A 21,335-nucleotide genomic window follows, 5' to 3' on the forward strand; every position below is an offset into this window, starting at 1 on the left:
GAAATAGGGTTAAACAATAAAAAAGGAGAAATGAAAATTCTTGTTACCGGTGCCAATGGTTTATTAGGTCAGCACCTCATCCGCCAGTTGGTGGAGGAGGGCAAGTTTACCATTCATGCCACAGGTAAAGGAGCCAGCCGTTTGCCCTATGGTTCAGGGAACGGTGTTACCTATCATAATACAGATCTTACTGATTTCAAGAAAGCGCAGGCGCTGGTTGAAAAAATTTCGCCGCATATCATTATTCATGCAGCCGCACTTTCGCAGCCAAATGATTGTGCTGCTGATAAAACAGCTTGCTGGAAAACCAATGTGGGCGCTACAAGAGCTTTGGTGAAAGGTGCCCAGAAAACAAAAACGTATTTCATATATCTCAGTACCGATTTTGTTTTTGATGGAGAAGAAGGGCCTTATGATGAACACGCATCACCCAATCCCGTTAATGATTATGGTGAAAGTAAATTGCTGGGAGAAGAGATTGTGGAGATGAGTGGTCTGCATTGGGCCATTGTACGTACGGTTTTAGTATATGGCGAAAAAGTGCCCGGCGGCAGAGCTAATTTTGTACTGTGGGTAAAAGAAAAATTAGAAGCCGGTGAAGCAATTAAAGTGGTGAACGATCAGCAGCGTACACCAACCTATGTAGAGGATCTGGCAAAGGGAATTATCCTTGTACTCATGAAGCATGCTAAAGGAGTGTATCATATTTCCGGTAAAGAATTGTGTACTCCTTACCAGTTAGCATTGATGATAGCACAGCTGATGAATAAAGATGCTTCAATGATTCAACCGGTAACTGCGGAAACATTCCAGGAGCCTGCAAGGCGACCTTTAAAAACCGGCTTTATCATTACCAAAGCGGTAAAAGAGTTAGGATATGTTCCGGTAAAACTGGAAGAAGGTATCAGGCGGGTATTACATCTTTAATCAGATGCGTTTATAATTCCTGTATTCAAAAGGACGGATACCGGTTGTTTTTTCAACCGCATACAAGAGCCTGCTTTTAAAATCCCTGAATTGTTTTTTGTTTACGTCAAATTCAAAATCCCAGTCTGCCGCATCAATTCTTTTTTTCATTACCAGTGGGTGTTCTTCTTTAAAAAGTTGCAAACTATCTACTTCTTCCTTGTATAAAAAACCGTTCTTATGTGCCTGCAGGTAAGCCTGGTGTTTTTTAACTACTTCATCATCACTCATCCATAGTTTTCCAAAATCCATCTGCTTGGCTTTTTGAAGTTGGGGATTTTTTACCCAGCCATAATGATAAATATGTGCATCTACAGGTTTTACATGCAGCTTCTCTGCATTTTTTCTGAAGCCCTGTGCATCTTTCCAGCTATGAATATCTGGATGGTTTCTGATGACTCTTATTTCATAACTGTACCATCTGCGGCTGTCGCCGATATAATTGTAGCTGCCGTAAAAATGATGATAGGGAAATAATAATCCTTCTACCCCGGGATCATCTTTGTAACGCTGCATGGTTTTACGCAGCGTGTCATAATCTTTTTCATGAATGCATTCGTCGCCCTGCAGGTAAAACAACCAGTCACTGTCTTTTGCTGCTGCTGCTTTGGCTTTATCGGTTTCAACAGCTAATACTTTGCCACCTTCTCTCAGATTATCATCCCAAACAGAATGAATGATTTTGATTTTAGGAGAATTGATACTTTCTAATAAACGGAGTGTATCGTCTTCACTGTTGCCGGCACATACAATGTATTCATCCACCAACGGCAAGAGCGACCGGATGGATTCAACAATGGGATAATCGTATTTAACAGCATTTCTTACAAAGGTGAAGCCGCTTATCTTCATATTGCAAAAATAACAGAACCACACTATAACTTGCCTTTTAGTATTTCCGTTCATAGAAATGTTTTAACTTTTAGGAGTGAATACCCTGGTTCAATACCTGAAAAAGCAGCAACATCTTTCTGAGAAACAGATGCAACTGTTTGTGAGTGAGAATGATGCTGAAGCAGTTCACCAGTTGCGGGTGGCTTTGAAAAAAATCAGGGCCTGCTATCGTTATTTAAAAACAGCAAAACTTTCCCAAGCTGTAAGAAAAAAATATAAACATCAATTGCTTCCTTTTTTTGCAGAAGCTGGTGAACTGCGGCGGCTGCAACTGTACCGCCGGTTACTGCTAAAACACAAATGGCAGCAAATGATTTTGTTTTCTGAATCGTTAGGCAGCGAATCCGTAAGAACGTACTTGTTAAAGCAAAGCTTTGAAACCAATAGTAAAGCGATTCATCAACTTACTCATGCTTTAGAACAAAAAGCAAAATCTATAAAAGAAGAAACCGGTTTTCTTTACGCTGCGGAACTGCATCGTTCGGTTATTGCCGCCATTCATAAACAGAATGTTGATGAATGGCATGAGCTTCGCAAACAAATCAAACAGCTGCTGTACAGTTATCAATGGTTGTCATCCAACCTGCAGTTTCGCTTACTTACGGTTAATCAATACAAACAACTGGATGCATTGCAGGAAATCATCGGTCAGTGGCATGATCTGCAGGATTTCAAAGACTGGCTGGGAACCGAAGGGTTCTTTATGAGTACATCTCCTGCCGTTAAAAAAGAATTTGCTGTGGCGTGGAATTTTGCTAACAGTCAATTAAAAACAAGCGAAAAAAAGCTGCAGTTACTTTTGTTGCAGGTGAGCAAACAAAAAACTGCAGCTATTGAATAATGTTAATAATCAATTAACTACTTGGCGGGTAAAAATACTTCAGCCATCATGCAACGGGCACTGCCGCCGCCATTGGTTTCTATATTTGTAAGTTCAGCATGAAGGATGGGATTGTAACGTTCCAGTTGAGCTACCTGTTCTTTGTTTAAAGAACGGAATGCCTGCGAACTCATTACTAAAAACTGTTTCCCTTCTTTGTTTTCCACCTGCAGCATATTGCCTGCAAAATGATTCATCTGTTCATAACTGATTTCAATGATTTCTTTACCGCTTCCCGTTAATGTATCCAATACCTGTTTTCTTTCTCCGGCATCGGGAATGCTTTGCAAACAGATAACGGCATATTGTTCTGCCACGCACATCATTACATTGGTATGATAGATTTCTCCACCCTGTTCATCCACGCTGTAAAAACTGCAGGCTCTGTAACCCATCTGGTTGCACCAATCTTCAAAGAGCGGTTTACTGGTTCTTGGTGATATGCAGGCATAGGCTATTTTATGCTGTCTGTCCAGCACCATGCTGCCGGTACCTTCGAGGAAACGGTTGTTCATTTCCTCGTGGCTGAAATCAATACGATTACTGATTTCAAATTTTGAAGCAATAGTTGCAACTACATGTGCTTTACGTTCAGCACGGCGGTTGGCGGCGTACATCGGGTACAGAATAAGACTGCCGTCCCAGTGAAAACTGATCCAGTTATTGGGGAAAATGCTGTCAGGCGTATGCGGCACTGGAGTATCTTTTACTACTGTTACATCAATGCCTGCTTCTGTTAACTTCTGTACAAATTGATCAAACTCTGCTTCTGCTTTCTGCTGTGCCTGTTCATTGCTTCCCTGTTGCTGAAACGCATTGTTAACAGCAGTTTCAGCATTAAAGTCAAATGCAACGGGTTTAATCATTAAAATATGTGAAGTGGTTTGTTTCAACGAATTCATATTTGATTTGTATTGAAAATTAAGTTGGTTTTTAAAGTTTATCACGCAATAAAGGCATACTCATACAATGGCTGCCGCCTCTTGCTCTTGAAAGCTCGGCGCTGGGCAGCAGGATGAGTGTGTTTTCAATTTGCTCGGGATCAGTTCCGTTTTCAAACTGCTCAAACAGTTCTGAAGTGGTAACTACATTAAAACCGTTGGCTTTAAAAGCCGCAGCAGTTTTATCATTACGGTCATAACCAATTACAACACCTTCTTTTAAAGCAACTACATTACAACTGTCCGTCCATTGTTCCCGTTCATCATGCGGAAAAACATTGCCGCCACTATAAATTACTTTCACATCATCGGAATGTACTCCAAAGTCTTCCACGCTTATCTGGCGGAGCAATGATTCGATACCGGGTAATTTTTCTGCAACGGCATAATCTTTTGTTTTTACATACACTTCATCCGCCGGTTTGTAAAACTGCAGAATTTCCACCTGTTCCATTTCCAGTGGCCGGGGTGTATGTTCCAGTTTGTGAATATAGCTGGTACGACTGGTATGTTCTGCACGGAGAATACGTTCGCTGAAACGTCCGTACAATACCCATACATCCCTGCGCACCTGTGTAAAGATGGTGTCAATATGCATCTGGGCACGGTTCTTCGGAATTTTCACAACAGAAATTTTTTCAATACCCAACTCAGGTTTACTGAAGAGGGTATGTATAATTTCATTCACTGCACTGGATGAAGTACGGATGCTGCACCCGATTACAAAATGACGGGGATGAATCATCATTACATCACCACCTTCGATGGTAATGATGCGGTGCTTGCGTTCTTCTTCTTCATACAGAAAGAAATCGCTCTCTTCAATAATCTCCATTACTTTTTGCGGTTCATCCTTAAAGAAATAATAGAGCGATAAGAATTTGGTGAGCAACGATTCCCTGCGCCGGGCACCGGTAGCCATACGGCTCAGCAGGATATGGTCTTTTACCATAATGCCGATGTCACGGGTAAAAATAAAATTAGGCGTAGGAGGAAAGATGAACATATCCTCACTGGTACCGTTTTCATCTGCCGGCAAAATACCGGTGATGAGAACTTTGGCCAGTAAGGCAGCATCTGTAATATGCTCCAGTTTCTGCTGTATGGCAAAACTGCTTTCTTCATAGGAGCAGATAGCCGATATCAGACGGAGTTTTACTTTTTCATCTTTAATAATTTCTCCTATCAGCTGTTGTGTATCCAATACTTTCTCGCTGTTGAAATACTCTTTTTTGCCGGGAATAAAACACCATGCTTTTTTATCAGCTGTTGCTGAAGCCTGGTAGTTTTTGATATAATCAATCTTTTCACGGTCCAGGAAATACAGCAGGAGTTTTACATAGTGATTGTATTCTTTCTGCATGCTCTGCAGGTGTACAATATCATCATACAGGTTATCAGCAAAAGTGCCGGGTATAATTTTACCGATGCCGCCATCCGGGCTGTGAATAAGAAGTTTACATAAGCGGCCTAATTCATTTTCAACAAAATATTTTTCTGTGCTCATACAGTTCTTTTTAAAATTCGATTAAATAAGGATCAGAAACAGGAAACAGGTCTGTTCCATGTACATGGATGCGGAAATGGCTTTACCGGTACATTTCTTTGTTGAAAGTACAATCAGTAATCAGGCAAACTGCCTTCACCTGCTGCTATGAGATTGAGGAAATAAGGCAGCATCAGGTTAACAGAAATATGTTTTTGTGTAAACATGCTGCAAGTTAGTAAATTATGTATAAGACACAAGTCAAATACAGCCAAAAGGGAAAACGGGTTTCCCTACCTTAGCATTTCCTAAACGATTGCACATGTCAACTTTAACCCGTAAGTACGACCCCGTTCTTTATCAAACCCCTACAGGCCCGCAGCTTCATTGTAAAGGCTGGGTACAGGAGGCCGCCCTGCGTATGCTCCTTAATAATCTCAATCCGGAAGTGGCTGAACGGCCTGACGATTTAATTGTGTATGGAGGCCGAGGCAAAGCAGCCCGCAATTTTGAAGCATTAGACAATATTATTAAAGCATTAAAAGTGCTGGAGAATGATGAGTCTCTGTTGATTCAAAGCGGTAAACCGGTGGGTATTTTAAAAACACATAAAGATGCGCCGAGGGTACTCATCAGCAATTCACAACTGGTTCCCAACTGGGCTAACTGGAAGCATTTTGAAGAACTGGAACAGAAAGGTTTGATGATGTATGGTCAAATGACAGCAGGCAGCTGGATTTACATCGGGTCGCAAGGTATTGTGCAGGGAACGTATGAAACGTATGCCGCTGCTGCAGATAAACATTTTGGCGGCACTTTAAAAGGAACGTTGAATGTAACAGCCGGACTTGGTGGCATGGGAGGTGCTCAGCCTTTAGCTATTACCATGAATGAAGGCGTTGCATTGATTGCAGAAGTGGAAGAGTGGCGGATTGATAAACGTTTGGAAACAAAATACCTCGACGAAAAATTTGTGAACATCGATGAAGCAATTGATAAAGCGATGCAATATAAAAAGGAGGGTACTGCAAAAAGTATAGGTGTGTTGTGTAATGCTATTCATCTGTTGCAGCGGTTACTGGAAAGAAATATTATTCCTGATACGTTAACTGATCAAACCAGCGCTCATGATCCGTTGATTGGTTATGTACCCCATACACTTAACAATGAACAGGCAAATGTACTGCGGCAGGAAAACCCGGCTGAATATCTGAGCCGCAGTTATGAAAGCATGTATGAGCATGTGCAATTAATGTTGCAGTTGATGGATAAAGGCGCCATCACTTTTGATTACGGAAACAACATTCGTGCAAGAGCAAAAGAGTTTGAAGAAAAAGCCATGCAATCCGGTGCTGATCTCAAATCCATCCGGCATACAAAACATGATCCCTTTGCATTTCCCGGTTTTGTGCCGGCCTATATCCGTCCATTGTTTTGCGAAGGGAAAGGTCCTTTCAGATGGGCTGCATTAAGCGGCGACCCGGCGGATATAGCAGTTACAGATGAGTTGATCATGCATATGTTTCCCGATAACAAAGGCATGCTTCGCTGGATGAAGATGGCCAAAGAAAAAATTGCGTTCCAGGGATTGCCTGCAAGGATTTGCTGGTTAGGCCAGGGCGAACGTGAAAAAGCAGGGTTAGCATTTAATGAACTGGTGCGCACCGGAAAAGTAAAAGCGCCGATTGTTATTGGAAGAGATCATCTTGATACCGGAAGTGTGGCAAGTCCTAACAGGGAAACAGAATCCATGCTGGATGGCAGTGATGCAGTGGCAGATTGGCCGTTGCTGAATGCTTTAGTGAATACGGCCGGCGGTGCCAGTTGGGTTTCTTTACATCATGGCGGTGGGGTAGGTATGGGCTACAGTATTCATGCGGGAATGGTGATTGTAGCTGATGGTACGGATGATGCAGCAGCAAGACTCAGCCGTGTACTCAGGAATGATCCCGGTATGGGTGTGATCCGTCATGCTGATGCAGGTTATGAAACTGCTAAACAAACAGCAGCAGCGCATCATTTGGATTTAAAGGAACGGCTGGCTGAATAGACGAAGTTTTATTATTCTTTTACCACTGGCCCGCTGAAAACACAATTATTAAAAACAGCATTGCCTTTAATGGTGAGCGGATCTTTCAATCCGTAATAACGGAGTATGCAACTGTTGAATACAACCTGTGCACTGTTGCTGTAAAACAACAACTGTCGTCCCACTTTTGATGGATACATAAAATGAAAGGTGCAATTCTGGATTTGTAAGGGCACCTGTGTTGTAATAGTTCCGATGCTGCCCAGGCTTTCCGCAAACAGATTGCTGATGTTGGTACTGTACCAGCCTGCCTGTGCGATGTCAAATAAACGAATGCATCTTCCTGCAATATTGCCGCCATCAATAGTATAAGAACCTGCTTGGCCTTTTCCATACTTACCGCTTACGTACAATGTGTGGATGCTGCCCCAACTGTAAATGCCTCTTATGACGTTTCCTTTTTCCTGCGCTTGTCCGTTCACAAAGCCCACTTTGGCATCACCGCAACGGATATTTTCAAATAAAAGAATATCAGCGTTGAAGGTTTTTCCATTGGGGCTGATGAAATAGTTGATTGCAAAATTGCTCACTTGTAAATCATGAATTTTCAAACCGGTGGAACCACTGTAGCTTTTGGTGCCGTCAAAATCAATCACCAATCCTGCATAATAATCATTGCATTTGCCATTGGCATCAGTGTATTTATCAAAAGGGATATTGTAATAAACAGAGTCCGGTCCGCCAGGGGATTTAAATTGCCCTTTAAGTGTGAGATTATTTATTTCTGATCCTTTGTTCAGTTGCAGTACCATGCCATAACCTTGAGTGGAAGTGTATTGAAGTGTGGTACCGGTACCGGCGTCCCAAAAAGCAGATTCGCCATAAATATGAATGGTGCAGGCAGCATAATTTCCTTTATACATGGAAAATACCTGCAGCGTTTTACTGTAAGGATAATTACCTCTGGGAATAAAGAAGTTTCTTAACACCCCGGAATTGTTGATGACGGTGTTGATGCCTTTTTGAAGTGCATCTGCATTATCTGCTACATACCCTGCGCCAAACCAACGGGCGCTGAAGATATTTTGATAGGTTCCTTCCGGTTGCAGGGTAAGACTTGTATCAAAAATCCACTGGGTGAGTGCTGCGTCAATAATACCGCCTTTGATAGTTCCGTTACCACGAATGCGTCCCTTGCTACCAAACTTAAGAATCGCTCCTTTAGGCAACACCCAAGCGTTGTTTACTACAGTGTCTTTGTTAATGAATACATCCTGGGCAGTTACATTGATTGATGCAACAATTAGCAACAGTAATAAAAAAGAGCAGGTATAAAATTTCATGATAAACAAATTATTGTTGTTGAATGACGCATTCAGATTAAATCCGGTTGCAGTTGCAAAAACTGTTCCGGCTGCAATATGAAGATAGAGTATCGCTTGTTTTAATAGTTTGTAATTCTGTTTAAACTTTTTTGGCTTTTATGCATTATTATGACATGGTACAAATTTCTGCTGCTACATTCAAATCATGGGAGCGGTTTTACCGGGCTCATTTTCTAAACAGTTTATCCGGTATAAAACCGGTGAGTCTTATCGCAACAGTCAATGAAAACGGTCAGCCGAATCTTGCCGTCTTTTCCAATATCGTACACCTTGGCGCAGACCCGGCGCTGGTAGGTTTTATCAACCGGCCATTGGAAGCTGCGCCGCATACCATCGCTAACATCGAACGTACAGGTGTTTACACCATTAATCATATACATACGGAAATCATGCAGCAGGCACATCAAACCAGTGCCAAATATGATGCTTCTGTAAATGAATTTGATGCTGTTGGTTTAACTCCAGCATTTATGCCTGCCTGTAAAGCACCTTATGTACAGGAAAGCAAAATCAGGTATGCGTTACAGTTGCAGCAAATCATACCTATTGAAAGAAATGGAACTTTCCTTGTTATCGGAGAAGTAACAGACGTGATGCTGGATGAAAATTTAATAGAACCCGATGGGTTTATCAATCTCTCCAAGGCAGGCTCCATGGGCAGTATTGGCATTGATGGTTACAGTGTTTTTGAGGCGCCGGTTCGATTTCAATATGCCAAACCCGGTAAGCAGGCAGAACGTTTGTAACATACAGTGCCAAGCAGCAGTATAACTAACCGAAATCCGTTACATTCGTTTTCTAAACCTGCTGTATGCGTTTTATTATTGTATCAGGCACGGTGTTGCTCTTGCACCTGCTTTCTTCCTGTTCTGATCAGTCGAAAGAAATGGCAGATGCTTCGTTTGCTAATCTTATTCCCAAACCGGTAAAAGCTGAAAGAGGAAAAAGTTATTTCCGGGTTCCTGCTGATCTGAATATTTATGTTGCTGCTGCAGATACTTCTTTGTTACGGACGGCACAACAACTTGAGCAGTTGTTCAGCCCGGTTAGTAAAGCATCTATACAAACATCGGGCTTCAATCAACAATCAGCCGGTATTCATTTGCAATTGGTAAATGATTCTTCTTTCAGTGCTGAAGGTTATGAACTTGCAGTTTCAGATTCTTCGATTCATCTAACTGCTCATCAACCCGCCGGAATTTTTTATGGTCTCCAAACATTGCGTCAGTTATTACCACCTTCAGCTGAAATAAACACAACACAAAAAAATTGGATGATAGCAACGGGAGCCATCAAAGACCAACCTTTGTACAACATGCGTGGCGCCATGCTGGATGTGGCAAGACATTTCTTTGGCATAGATGATGTAAAACGTTATATCGATTTTCTGGCGGCTTATAAAATGAATGTACTGCACCTGCATTTAAGTGATGACCAGGGTTGGCGTATTGAAATCAAAAAATGGCCAAAGCTTACAGCAATTGGTGGCAGCACACAGGTGGGTGGTGGTCAAGGCGGCTTCTATACACAAGAGCAGTACCGTGAAATTGTACAATATGCAGCAGACCGGTTTATTACAGTGATTCCTGAAATTGATATGCCGGGTCATACCAATGCAGCATTGGCCTCTTACCCTGAGCTCAACTGTAATCCAAAAGATACTTTACCACGTTTGTACACAGGAACAGAAGTGGGCTTCAGTACGTTTTGTACTACTAATGAAGCAGTGTATGGTTTTGTTGATGATGTGCTGGGAGAACTTGCTGCTATTACACCGGGTCCTTACCTGCATGTTGGCGGTGATGAAAGTCTGGTAACACCGGAAAAAGAGTACATCACTTTCATGAACCGTGTACAAAGCATTGTAGCTAAACATGGTAAGAAAGTGATTGGCTGGGATGAAATAGCTAAAACAAGCTTACAGCCCGGTACTATTGCTCAGTACTGGAATGATTCTGCAAATGCAGTACATGCCGTGCAACAGGGTGCCCGTATTATGATGAGTCCGGCCAAACGGGTGTACATGGATATGCAGTATGATTCTACCACACGTCTCGGACTAAACTGGGCTGCATACATTGAAGTAGACCAGGCTTATAACTGGAACCCTGCCACATTGGTTCCCGGAATTTCAGAGCAGCAGATTGCCGGAATTATTGCACCGTTGTGGACAGAAACAATTCTCAACATAAAAGATATTGAATACATGGTCTTTCCAAGACTTCTGTGCTATGCTGAAATCGGTTGGTCGCCTGCTGATCACCGTAAGTGGGAAGAGTACCGGCAGCGTCTTGGCTATCATGGTTTATACCTGCAGGCAAAAAATATCAACTTCTATCAAAGCAAACTGGTGGATTGGAAGTTGAAATAAACAGATTGTAACAGATCCACTTTACATAGGCGGTTTTATCAATCATAACAATCATATTATATTTCCATTTTAAATTCCAACTATATGCGTTTACTCTTCCTGCTATTTAGTTTTTTAATTTATTCCTTCGCAAACAGCCAGGTTAAAACAGATACTGTAAAGCCTGATTATAATTCAGTTTTCAAATCAGTAAAATGGCGGAGCATTGGTCCTTTCCGTGGCGGACGTTCTGTTTGCGCCAGTGGCGTGCCCGGTGATATCAACACCTACTACATGGGTACAACCGGTGGCGGTTTATGGAAAACAGATGATCTTGGATTGAGCTGGAACAATATTTCAGATGGATATTTTAAAACAGGAAGTGTAGGTGCTGTTGCAGTAGCTGAAAGCGATGTGAATGTTGTGTATGTGGGTATGGGTGAGCACGCTGTGAGAGGTGTTATGACCCATCATGGTGATGGTGTTTATAAAAGTATTGATGCGGGCAAATCCTGGAAAAAAATGGGATTGGATGCTACCCAGCATATCAGCCGCATTGTGGTGAACCCGAAAGACCCTAACCACTTGCTGGTAGGAGCACAGGGCGCCTTGTACAGTAAGACTAAAGAACGTGGTATTTATAAAAGTACGGATGGAGGTGTTACGTGGAAAAATATATTGTACGTAAATGATCAAACAGGTTGTGTGGAATTAAGTATGGATATGAACAATCCACGCATTGTATATGCTGCTATGTGGGAACATGGTCGCAGACCCTGGCAGGTGATAAGTGGTGGCCCCGGCAGCGGTTTGTATAAAAGTACAGATGGTGGTGATACATGGGAGCGTTTAACCAATGGGTTGCCTAAGGAAATGGGAAAAATGAGTATTGCTGTTTGCCGCAGTAACAGTGATAAAGTATATGCTCTTATTGAAAGCGATAGTGAAAAAGAAGCCGGTGGTTTATTTGTAAGCAATAATGCAGGTGCCAGCTGGAGTCGTATTACGAACGATCACCGTTTGGTACAAAGAGCATGGTATTATATTGAACTGTTTACAGATCCGCTGAACGACCAGGTGATCTATGTGCTAAGCGCTCCTGCATTGCGTTCTATGGATGGCGGAAAAACCTGGGAAAACCTGGGCGGTACTCATGGTGATTTTCATGATCTATGGATCAACCCGAAAAATTCCAAAAACATGATCATTGCCAATGATGGCGGTGCATCCGTAACCGTAAACTTCGGCAAAACATGGAGTCTGCAGAACAATATGCCTACAGCACAGTTCTATCGAATTAATGTAGATAACCAGTTTCCATATCGTATTTATGCAGGTCAGCAGGATAATACTTCTGTTGCCATTGCCCACCGTGAACTGGGAGGCGGAACTATTTCCACTTCTTCCTGGACGGCGAGTGCCGGTGGCGAAAGTGCGTTCCTTGCCTTCAACCCTGATGATCCCCGTTATGTTATGGGCGGCAGCTACCAGGGAACCATTGAAGTGCTGGATACCAAGGCCAGTGCTTCTACTAACATCATGGCAGCTCCTATCCAGTATCTGGGCAGAGATGCAAAAGACATGAAATACCGTTATAACTGGAATGCGCCTATCATCTGGAGTAAACATGAACCCAATGCGTTCTATCACGGAGCACAGGTCTTACTTAAAACAACGGATATGGGTAAAACCTGGAAAGAAGTTTCGCCTGATCTTACCCGTAATGAAAAAGAAAAGCAGGGCAAGCCGGGGGTACCTTATACCAATGAAGCGGTGGGTGCAGAAAACTACGGAACCCTGGCTTATGTACTGGAATCACCCTATGAAAAAGGTGTAATCTGGACGGGCAGTGATGACGGGCTGGTGTACCTCACCCGGGATAATGGTGCCACCTGGACCAATGTAACACCGGCAGGTTTGCAGGAATGCCTCATCAATGCCATTGAAGTTTCGCCACATGATAAAGCAACGGCGTATATCGCTACTACCCGTTATAAATTCAACGATCATACTCCCGGACTTTTCAAAACCAACGACTACGGAAAAACATGGGTGAAAATTAACAACGGAATTCCGGCCAATGCGTTTACACGTGTTGTTCGGGAAGATGAAGTGCGTAAAGACCTTTTGTTTGCCGGTACTGAGTTGGGTTTATTTATATCATTTGACGGAGGTAAGGAGTGGAGCAGTTGCCAGCTCAATCTGCCTGTAACACCTATTACTGATTTAAGAGTTCATAAAGGCGATTTGATTGCAGCTACTTCCGGTCGCAGCTTCTGGATACTGGATGATCTGAATGTTTTAAGACAATATAAAAAAGACGCCGCTTCATTAGTATTGTATCAACCGGAAAATGCATTGCTCACTAACGGTTACAGTGCTATGAACAGCAGCAATCCTTCCGGAGTTAATAACAGGGCTGGAGTAAACCCGGCCAATGGTGTGGTGATTTATTACCAGTTACCTGATTTAAAAAATAATGAACAGGTAACGTTGCAAATAAAAGATGCAGCAGGAAAACTGATCCGGAGTTTCAGCTCAAAGCCGGATAGTACATACCGTTATTGGGATGGCGCACCACCTGCTGATCCTGTATTGGGCAAACAAAAAGGAATCAACCGTTTTGTGTGGGATATGCGTTATCCTACTGTGCCCGGTATTCCCAACACTTATATTGAAAGCAGTTATGCCGGACATAAAGTTATCCCGGGCACTTATACTTTGGTATTAAAAGCCGGAGATAAAGAAGTAAGTACATCTGCTGTAATTGTTCAGAATCCATTATACAATATTGATGCTGCAACCTACGCAGAATACGATCGTGTAATGCTGGCAATGGAAACAGAAGCCACAAAAATGCACAACCGTGTAAATAGTCTGTATGGTAAAAGATTGCAGTTGGAAGCTATTCTTCGTTATATGCCCGCAGAAGCTAAGTTTGATGCGGTTCGTAAGGAAGTAACAGCACTTGCAGAGCAAATGAAAACATGGGATGAGGATATGATACAGCGCAAATCAAAAGCTTATGATGATGTAGAAAATTTCCCGAACAAGTTCACAGCAAATTATCTCTTCCTGATGAACCAGACTGAAAGCGATATTCCCAAAGTAACACAGCCTTCCATTGAATTAATGAATGAATTAAATGCACAATGGCAGGTGTTACAGAAACGGGCAGACGAACTGGAGAGTAAATTAGCAGCGGTAAGTAAGATGTTGGTGGATGCAGGTATCGGTCCTGTTTGGGTTCGCTAAAAAGTCATTGATTTAAACCGGCCTCCTGCTTTATGGCAGGAGGCTTTTTTATTAAAACACGGTTCTTTCCCGTTCAGAAGGTTTGTTTTTATCGTCCGCATATTTTGGTTAAATTGAGGGTCAAACACTTAATAACGGATGGGTTTTGCTTTAACCACAAAACAAATTTGCTTACTGGCAGTAATGTTGTTTGTTGCAGGTAATTCTTTGCAGGCGCAACCCTGTCCGCCTAATATTGATTTTGAAAACGGAACCTTCTCTAACTGGAAAACCTATTCCGGCGGTGTAACCGGTGTTAATGGTGTAAACTCTATTTCTCTTTTTGAAACAAGCCCGGAAGCGGGGCGGCATGATCTTTTCTCAAGATCACAACACGCAGGTTTGTTAGATTATTTCGGCAACTTTCCGGTTGTTTGTCCCAATGGCAGCGGTTACTCAATTAAACTCGGAAATACTTCCGGTGGTGCACAGGCAGAAGGTGTTTCTTATGAGTTTACAATCCCGGCTGGGAGAAATGAATATTCCATCACCTATTACTATGCGGTGGTATTTGAAGGACCCAATCACCAGGATTTTCAGCAGCCACGTCTTGAAATAGAAGTATTGAATGCAACCGATAATCAGCGTATTGATTGTTCCTCTTTCACCTTTATCTCCTACGGCAGCGGCTTGCCCGGTTTTCAGATTTCACCTTTTCAAAACAGCAACTCCGCTATTGTACTTTATAAAGAATGGACGCCGGTAACCATTAACCTCAATGGAATGGCAGGAAAAACTATCATGCTTTATTTTAAAACAGCCGATTGCACATTTGTACGTCACTTCGGGTACGCCTACATTGATGTAAATACCGGTTGTAATGGCGAATTTCCCGGCGCTGCTTTTTGTCCGAATGATAACCTGGTGCAGTTAACAGCACCTTTTGGTTTTGAATCTTACAGATGGTTTACATCTGATTTTTCAAGGTTACTCGGTACCGGCAATGAATTAACATTGGCGCCTGCACCTTCCAGCGGAACCGTGCTGGCAGTGGAAGTAACGCCTTATGCCGGGTTTGGATGTAAGGATACTATTTATACCCGTTTGCTTGATACATTAACCGTAAAAGCCAATGCCGGTGCTGATGGTACTTACTGCGGTAAACTTCCGGTGATCATAGGCGAACCGCCACGAGCAGGTGTAAAATATTCCTGGGCTCCGACACAAGGTTTATCTGATCCCCTCAGTTCCAGTCCGCTGGCAACACCGGGGCAAACAACAACCTATGTACTAACGGCCACCAGTAACGGCGGTGGTTGTATGGATACAGATACGGTCGTCGTCTTTGCCCGCCTGCCGGATACTACGTTAAGCTATGCCGGCAAACTGGTCTATTGTTCTACATCAGCAGACAGTGCCGTACTGATTACTGCCAACGGCGTTATTACACAATGGTATCGAAACGGTGTAGCCTTACCCGGTGCTACAAGAAACAGGCTTAGAGTAACGGGTTCTGGATCCTATTATGCAGAAGTTAAGAATGAAGAAGGTTGTGTTTTAAATACACGCAGCATTGATGTAACGGTTGAAACGCCTGAAGCTTCCATACGGTACCCGGTGCGATTTACGTTTACTGACAGATCCATTCAACTTAAAGCAAGAGATATTGGTGTTACTGCTCTGTGGCAACCTCCACAAAATTTAAACAACCGTAACATTTTTACACCTGATTTTACAGCTTCCCGCACCGGAGATTTTCTATACACCGTCCGCATTGTTTCTGAAGGTGGTTGTGTGGCGGTAGATACCCAGTTAATAAAAGTAATTACCAGGGTGGAGGTGTTTGTGCCCAATGCCTTTACACCCAACAATGATGGACTTAATGATTTTCTCTTTCCTGCTACCATTGGTATAGAACAGATACAGTTCTTCAGTATTTATGACCGCTATGGCAAACAGGTATATAACTGGAGTAATGGAAAAAAAGGTTGGGATGGAACTTTTAAAAATTTACCACAGGAACCCGGCGTTTACACCTGGCACTTTGATGGAATAGGCATTGATGGGCTCCATTACTACCGCAAAGGAATTGTGGTGCTCATTCGCTAAACTCTATTACTTTACCGCTACACTGTTAATTTCAATCCAGTAGCCATCAGGGTCCTGGATGTAAATTTGTTTAATGCCATCGGCTCTTGTAGTAATGGTATTGAGTTTGCCCGGCCAATCGCTGTACACAATTTTATTTTTTTCAAGGTGCTGAATAAAAGCATCAAAGTTGGGAGATGTTATTGCTATGTGTACCGCCTTATTAATTTTTACTTCTTCTTTTATGGTAGATACCAAATGCAATTCTTTTCCTTCGCCTAATGAAAACCAGTTAATACCGGGATTTTGTGTGCGATTGGTAATTTGTTCCAATCCAAGTACTGATTTATAAAACTCAGCAGAACGGGTTAAATCCTTTACTGATAATGCCTGGTGGTTAAACGTAAAGCCAAACGGATTGTTCTGAGCTGTTGCAACTAATGTTGCTATCATCAAATAAATAAATATACCTGACCTTTTCATGGATTTAATTTTATGTAAGATAACACCTAAGCAGAAATGTGCAGCTTTTATTTTACAACAATATCACTTAACTTTTAAGCTCAAACGAACTCAATGTTACGAACCCTGCTAATTGCTTTGCTTTTTATTTGTTCATTGCAGATGGTTGCTCAAAACAGAAAGAGCAATACGTTTGCGATCGTAATAGGAGTTTCTCAATATGAAGATGCTTCTATACCTGCTTTGCAATATGCTGAACGGGATGCACAGGCATTTGCTGATTATTTACAGAGTAAGGCCGGTGGATTTGTTCCTGCTTCCAACATCAATTTGCTGATTGGAAAAAATGCAACCTTGGCCGCTGTAGATATGGCGATGAACCGAATTATGGAAATAGCTGAAACGGATGATGTAGTGTACTTTTATTTTGCCGGTCATGGTGATATTGAAAATACGAACATAGCAAAACTTGGTTATCTGCTTACTTATAATACACCGCCCAGCAATTACAGAAACAATGCTGTTCGGTTAGACGATCTCAACAATTTTGCCCATACACTTTCTGCAATTAAAAAAGCAAAAGTGGTTTTAATAACAGATGCCTGTCATTCAGGAAAATTAGCCGGCAAAAATATCCGGGGTAATTTTTTAGTGGGTAACCAGTTACGTACAAGTATAGCCAATGAAATAAGGATTACTTCCTGCGCTCCTGATCAACTGAGTAATGAGAGTGAAGCATGGGGTGGTGGACGAGGTGTGTTTTCTTATTATCTCGTTAATGGGTTAATTGGTTTTGCTGATAAAGAAAAAGACGGGTATGTGCGTCTTGGTGAAATAAAGCAATACGTAGATTCTTCGATATCCGCCGATCCTGTTTTGACAGCTAATAATAAAAAACAAACGCCGGTAATACCTGTCAATAATGAAACAACTAATTTCATATTGTCAGTGGCTGATGAATCGCAGATGAATACAGCGCCCACGGAGGGAAGAATATTGCCTGCTCCCGCTGCACTCATGCAGCAAAGCGATTTTATAAGCCCGGATGAACTGATTAACCGGTTCATTTCAAATTTGAATCAACAGGATATATCCAAAATAAATGGTTTGGAACGTTTGCTTTCTACGGGTGCTGATGAGTTGCCGGTTGCGTTCATCAGATTGTATAAAACAATTATTGAAGCCGATACCATCATGCAGTTTGGTGAACCAAAAGTTGCAGATTCGTTGGAATTATATTATTTAGACAGGACGATTGAAGCGCTTCTTTCCTCAAAGGATTATATGGAGTTGTTTAAAAAAGAATTGGTGCTGCTGCTGCATACACAAACCCAACAGGTGATTAATGATTATCTCAGTGGAAGTGAAGCAGAATTAGAGCGGAGAAGATATTACAATGCAGGCAGTAATGGTTATGATGCGTATCCGGTAATGCTGCAAATTGCCTTGAAGCTGGTAGATAAAGATGATTTTCTTTATCGTGCTATGGAAGTGAACCGTTATTATTTTGAAGGCGTTTCGCTTCTTTTGAAAATTCCATTAACACCCAATCCTGCTCCGCTCATTGAAAAAGCATTGCAATCAGAATTAAAGGCATTGCAATTGGAAAAAGAGGCAGCCTGCATCTACAACACGCTTGGTGTTATTTATTTTTATAAACGGGATTTTGTAAAGGCAGAACAGTATTATTTAAAGGCCACTACCCATTCGCCGCAGTGGGCAATACCTTTTTCAAATCTCATGGGTTTGTATATTGAACGGGAACAATATAACAAAGCAAAATTGATGTATGATACTGCTTTTCAACTTCAGCCATCATTACAAAGTTTGTATGCAAACCGTGGATTGCTTGCCGAACTTCAAGGAGATTTATTGTATGCTGAAGAATTGCAACAAAAAAGTATTGTACTCAACAGCAGGCATTATTATCCGTTTGAACGGCTGGGATATATTTATAACAAAACAACCAACTACGCCTTAGCCGATTCTTTTTTTTATGAGGCTGATGTACGTAAGCGTGGTTATCATCTCCTGCCTTTTACATATAAATATGCACTTCCTACATATCCGGCGGTGGATGCCATGCCTTCTATATGTCCTTTTGATGAATACCTGATTCGGCCGGATGATGTGCTGGGTCAATTTGCAGCAGGTATGAAATACTACATCCTGGAAAATTGGGCTAAAGCAGATTCCTTCTGGAGAAATGTGATTGCTTATGATGTTTATAATCCGTTAGTGTTTCATTGGCTGGGTAAAATGCAGTGGGAGCAAAAAGATATACGAACAGCAGAAGTGACGCTCAATTTTGCAACCGATTATTTCCTGAACGAAACAGAATTGAAGGCCTATGCTGATTCCCTCCGTCAATACAGCAATTATTCGCCTGATGCAGAATGCTATTACAGAACCTTTTTAGGTGCAAAGTATCATGCAAATGAAGATCATTATTTCCTCGCTGATATTTACGAGCGAAGAAATAATTATGAAGCCGCAGCAGCACATTACAGAACCTTGATAGCGATGGAACCCGGTTTTCTGGGCCCGTATAAAAAAATGATGCAGTTGTTTGAAAAAATCGGAAGATATACTGATGCAGAAAGCATCTTGATGGAATACAAAGTTCAAAATAAACAAGTAGCTGAAAAAGAATTACATGCTTTATATCAGCGTATTTTAAAAAAATTACCTGATGAAGGTTTGTGGTTTTTAAAAGCAGGTAATTTTTATTACAACCTCGTAAAAAACTCTGACCGTAATTTTAAGTTTGACCGGAAAAAAATCTTTCCGGATGGTACAGCTTCTGAAGAAGAACTTGATGAAAATATGACACCTCCACAGAACACTATACCCATTGAATTACCGGGTACAGGTGAAAGATTAGTTTTTGCGCCGGTAATTATAAAACCCATTACGGCCGGTATTGCTGCATTGTTAATGGCTGATTCATTATTAGGAACCAATTTTGATCTTTCTGCTGATATCAATGATAAAATAGGTGATATGTATATCTGGCAGGGCCTACCCACATTTGCTGCAGTACATTATCAAAAGTCAATTGAAATGCTGGATGTGAATACAAGTGTTCGTAATAAGCTGATTGATCTATGCAATCAACTTTACAGGTTTAATGACGCAGTCATTCACCTGGACACACTTGCTGCACGTAAAGAACTTACGTTTGAAAAATTGTTGTTGCAAACAAAGTATTTCATCCATGCAGGTAAGTTTAATAAGGCGCAGCTTAATCTCACCGAAGCGGGGGAACTTTACCCTTATCTTTCAGAAGTAGTGGTAGATTATACGGGCAGGATGCATTTGCTTTCACGCAACTATAAAGAGGCATTGGTATCTTACCGGGAATTATTGGATTTGAATCCGACGGATTCCTGTTCTATGTACAATATCAGCCGTGTGTATGCATTGCAAAAGAATAAATCCAAGGCTCTGCATTGGCTTAAAAAAGCTGCGGATGCCGGTTTCAATTACGGCTGGGTACTGCAATTTGACCCTGCTATTGAATCGTTAAGAAGCAGTACTGTTTATAAATCTATCATGAAAAAGAAAATGAAAGAATATCCTCCTCCCTCTAATGTTTACAATCGTAAGAGTCAATAAATGGATGTATAGTTGCTTTCCGTTACTTTCGCTCAATGTTTTTTTTGCAGGTTAAAGAGTTGTCAAAAAATAATGGTGAACGCAGAGCAGTTGATGCCATCAGCTTCAGCATGGAGGCGGGTCAAAAAATTGCCATCGCCGGTGAAACAGGCAGCGGTAAAACAACGTTGCTTAAAATGATCGGCGGTTTTATTCAACCTGATAGCGGCGTAGTATTATTTGAAGACAAAAAAGTTTCAGGTCCTTTAGAGCAACTGATTCCGGGTCACCCTTTCATTGCCTATTTAAGTCAGCACTTTGAATTACGTAATAATTATGCAGTGCATGAGCTATTGGAAATGGCGAGTAAGTTAGACGAAGCTGAAGCACAAAAGATTTTTTCGGTTTGCCAGGTAGAGCATTTACTCCTTCGCCGCACCAATGAACTATCCGGTGGCGAAAAGCAACGTATTGTGCTGGCCATGCAGCTCATCAAAAAACCCAAACTGCTTTTGCTGGATGAACCTTTTTCCAATCTTGATGCCATTCATGAACAAACCATCAAACAGGTAATTCATGATGTGTGTGAACAGTTTCGTACAAGTTGCATCATGGTGAGTCATGATGGTAAAGATGTACTCAGTTGGGCAGATACCATCCTGGTAATGAAAGAGGGACAATTGATACAAAAGGGAACTCCACAGGAAATCTATCATCAACCGGCCACACTTTACTGTGCCGGATTGTTCGGCAGTTATAATGTGTTAACACCTGCATTGCAGCAACAGTTTCACTTAACTGCATCTAACCAAACAGCCTGCATCCGACCGGAAAAAATAAAACGCACCGTTGACGGAATTGCTGCAACCGCTCAACAGGTTCGCTTTTACGGAATGTATGAGCAGGTGTTGCTATCTGTTAAAGGTGCCATGGTGGAACTGCTGCAGCCGGTACAACATACAAAACCCGGTGATGAATTTTTTATTTCCATTGCACAGGAAGATCTGTTCTATTGCTGAACTG

Annotated in this window: 14 protein-coding genes; 9 read left to right on the forward strand and 5 right to left on the reverse strand. The window is 41.8% G+C overall.

Going from position 1 to position 21,335, the window contains the following annotated elements; translation table 11 throughout:
* Positions 1-30: 30 nt before the first annotated feature.
* Positions 31-927, forward strand: coding sequence for an SDR family oxidoreductase (locus tag PDL71_RS09660; RefSeq protein ID WP_407520382.1), 897 nt, complete (start codon positions 31-33; stop codon positions 925-927).
* Here PDL71_RS09660 and PDL71_RS09665 read toward each other — a convergent pair whose 3' ends face one another.
* Positions 928-1,818 (reverse strand): glycosyltransferase family 2 protein, encoded by an 891-nt coding sequence (locus PDL71_RS09665; RefSeq protein ID WP_407520385.1) that lies wholly within the window; start codon positions 1,816-1,818, stop codon positions 928-930. It lies immediately after the preceding gene.
* A gap of 76 nt (positions 1,819-1,894) precedes the next feature.
* Between PDL71_RS09665 and PDL71_RS09670 the strand changes: the two genes are divergently transcribed.
* Positions 1,895-2,701 carry a CHAD domain-containing protein gene (locus tag PDL71_RS09670; protein ID WP_407520388.1) on the forward strand — a complete coding sequence of 269 codons (807 nt, stop codon included), beginning with the start codon at positions 1,895-1,897 and terminating at the stop codon, positions 2,699-2,701.
* A gap of 17 nt (positions 2,702-2,718) precedes the next feature.
* Here PDL71_RS09670 and ctlX read toward each other — a convergent pair whose 3' ends face one another.
* A complete protein-coding gene (ctlX, locus tag PDL71_RS09675) occupies positions 2,719-3,642 on the reverse strand; it encodes a citrulline utilization hydrolase CtlX (RefSeq protein WP_407520390.1) in 924 nt (307 codons plus the stop codon).
* Positions 3,643-3,673: 31 nt separating this feature from the next.
* Positions 3,674-5,188, reverse strand: a complete 1,515-nt coding sequence (locus PDL71_RS09680; RefSeq protein WP_407520393.1) for an arginine deiminase family protein — start codon at positions 5,186-5,188, stop codon at positions 3,674-3,676.
* 301 nt (positions 5,189-5,489) lie between these two features.
* Between PDL71_RS09680 and hutU the strand changes: the two genes are divergently transcribed.
* Positions 5,490-7,217 carry a urocanate hydratase gene (gene hutU / locus PDL71_RS09685; protein ID WP_407520396.1) on the forward strand — a complete coding sequence of 576 codons (1,728 nt, stop codon included), beginning with the start codon at positions 5,490-5,492 and terminating at the stop codon, positions 7,215-7,217.
* A gap of 11 nt (positions 7,218-7,228) precedes the next feature.
* Here hutU and PDL71_RS09690 read toward each other — a convergent pair whose 3' ends face one another.
* Positions 7,229-8,539, reverse strand: a complete 1,311-nt coding sequence (locus tag PDL71_RS09690; RefSeq protein WP_407520399.1) for a hypothetical protein — start codon at positions 8,537-8,539, stop codon at positions 7,229-7,231.
* A gap of 155 nt (positions 8,540-8,694) precedes the next feature.
* On the opposite strand from PDL71_RS09690, the gene PDL71_RS09695 reads away from it, so the two are divergent.
* The 4 genes from PDL71_RS09695 to PDL71_RS09710 all read left to right on the forward strand — a co-directional run bounded on the left by PDL71_RS09695 (position 8,695) and on the right by PDL71_RS09710 (position 16,274).
* Complete coding sequence (locus PDL71_RS09695; RefSeq protein ID WP_407520401.1) at positions 8,695-9,327, forward strand: flavin reductase family protein; 633 nt, start codon at positions 8,695-8,697, stop codon at positions 9,325-9,327.
* Between the two features lie 65 nt (positions 9,328-9,392).
* Positions 9,393-10,952: a family 20 glycosylhydrolase gene (locus PDL71_RS09700; protein ID WP_407520404.1), complete on the forward strand. Its 1,560-nt coding sequence runs from the start codon at positions 9,393-9,395 to the stop codon at positions 10,950-10,952.
* 84 nt (positions 10,953-11,036) lie between these two features.
* Positions 11,037-14,186: a WD40/YVTN/BNR-like repeat-containing protein gene (locus tag PDL71_RS09705; RefSeq protein WP_407520407.1), complete on the forward strand. Its 3,150-nt coding sequence runs from the start codon at positions 11,037-11,039 to the stop codon at positions 14,184-14,186.
* A gap of 138 nt (positions 14,187-14,324) precedes the next feature.
* Positions 14,325-16,274, forward strand: coding sequence for a T9SS type B sorting domain-containing protein (locus PDL71_RS09710; protein WP_407520410.1), 1,950 nt, complete (start codon positions 14,325-14,327; stop codon positions 16,272-16,274).
* A gap of 6 nt (positions 16,275-16,280) precedes the next feature.
* Here PDL71_RS09710 and PDL71_RS09715 read toward each other — a convergent pair whose 3' ends face one another.
* The gene (locus PDL71_RS09715) at positions 16,281-16,736 is read right to left on the reverse strand and encodes a VOC family protein (protein ID WP_407520413.1); all 456 of its coding nucleotides are present in this window, start codon (positions 16,734-16,736) and stop codon (positions 16,281-16,283) included.
* A 93-nt stretch (positions 16,737-16,829) separates the two neighbouring features.
* Between PDL71_RS09715 and PDL71_RS09720 the strand changes: the two genes are divergently transcribed.
* Both PDL71_RS09720 and PDL71_RS09725 read left to right on the forward strand, forming a co-directional pair.
* Entirely contained in the window at positions 16,830-20,333 is a 3,504-nt protein-coding gene (locus PDL71_RS09720; protein WP_407520416.1) for a caspase family protein, read from the forward strand.
* Positions 20,334-20,368: 35 nt separating this feature from the next.
* Complete coding sequence (locus PDL71_RS09725; RefSeq protein WP_407520418.1) at positions 20,369-21,331, forward strand: ABC transporter ATP-binding protein; 963 nt, start codon at positions 20,369-20,371, stop codon at positions 21,329-21,331.
* Positions 21,332-21,335: the final 4 nt, after the last annotated feature.

The organism is Lacibacter sp. MH-610, from assembly GCF_045780045.1.
Taxonomy (GTDB): domain Bacteria; phylum Bacteroidota; class Bacteroidia; order Chitinophagales; family Chitinophagaceae; genus Lacibacter.

Bases quoted from the DNA above. Each gene is read 5' to 3' on its own strand.
- PDL71_RS09660 (WP_407520382.1), top strand. From the start codon at position 31: ATGAAAATTCTTGTTACCGGTGCCAATGGTTTATTAGGTCAGCACCTC.
- PDL71_RS09665 (WP_407520385.1), bottom strand. From the start codon at position 1,818: ATGAAGATAAGCGGCTTCACCTTTGTAAGAAATGCTGTTAAATACGAT.
- ctlX (WP_407520390.1), bottom strand. From the start codon at position 3,642: ATGAATTCGTTGAAACAAACCACTTCACATATTTTAATGATTAAACCC.
- PDL71_RS09680 (WP_407520393.1), bottom strand. From the start codon at position 5,188: ATGAGCACAGAAAAATATTTTGTTGAAAATGAATTAGGCCGCTTATGT.
- hutU (WP_407520396.1), top strand. From the start codon at position 5,490: ATGTCAACTTTAACCCGTAAGTACGACCCCGTTCTTTATCAAACCCCT.
- PDL71_RS09690 (WP_407520399.1), bottom strand. From the start codon at position 8,539: ATGAAATTTTATACCTGCTCTTTTTTATTACTGTTGCTAATTGTTGCA.
- PDL71_RS09695 (WP_407520401.1), top strand. From the start codon at position 8,695: ATGGTACAAATTTCTGCTGCTACATTCAAATCATGGGAGCGGTTTTAC.
- PDL71_RS09700 (WP_407520404.1), top strand. From the start codon at position 9,393: ATGCGTTTTATTATTGTATCAGGCACGGTGTTGCTCTTGCACCTGCTT.
- PDL71_RS09705 (WP_407520407.1), top strand. From the start codon at position 11,037: ATGCGTTTACTCTTCCTGCTATTTAGTTTTTTAATTTATTCCTTCGCA.
- PDL71_RS09710 (WP_407520410.1), top strand. From the start codon at position 14,325: ATGGGTTTTGCTTTAACCACAAAACAAATTTGCTTACTGGCAGTAATG.
- PDL71_RS09715 (WP_407520413.1), bottom strand. From the start codon at position 16,736: ATGAAAAGGTCAGGTATATTTATTTATTTGATGATAGCAACATTAGTT.
- PDL71_RS09720 (WP_407520416.1), top strand. From the start codon at position 16,830: ATGTTACGAACCCTGCTAATTGCTTTGCTTTTTATTTGTTCATTGCAG.
- PDL71_RS09725 (WP_407520418.1), top strand. From the start codon at position 20,369: ATGTTTTTTTTGCAGGTTAAAGAGTTGTCAAAAAATAATGGTGAACGC.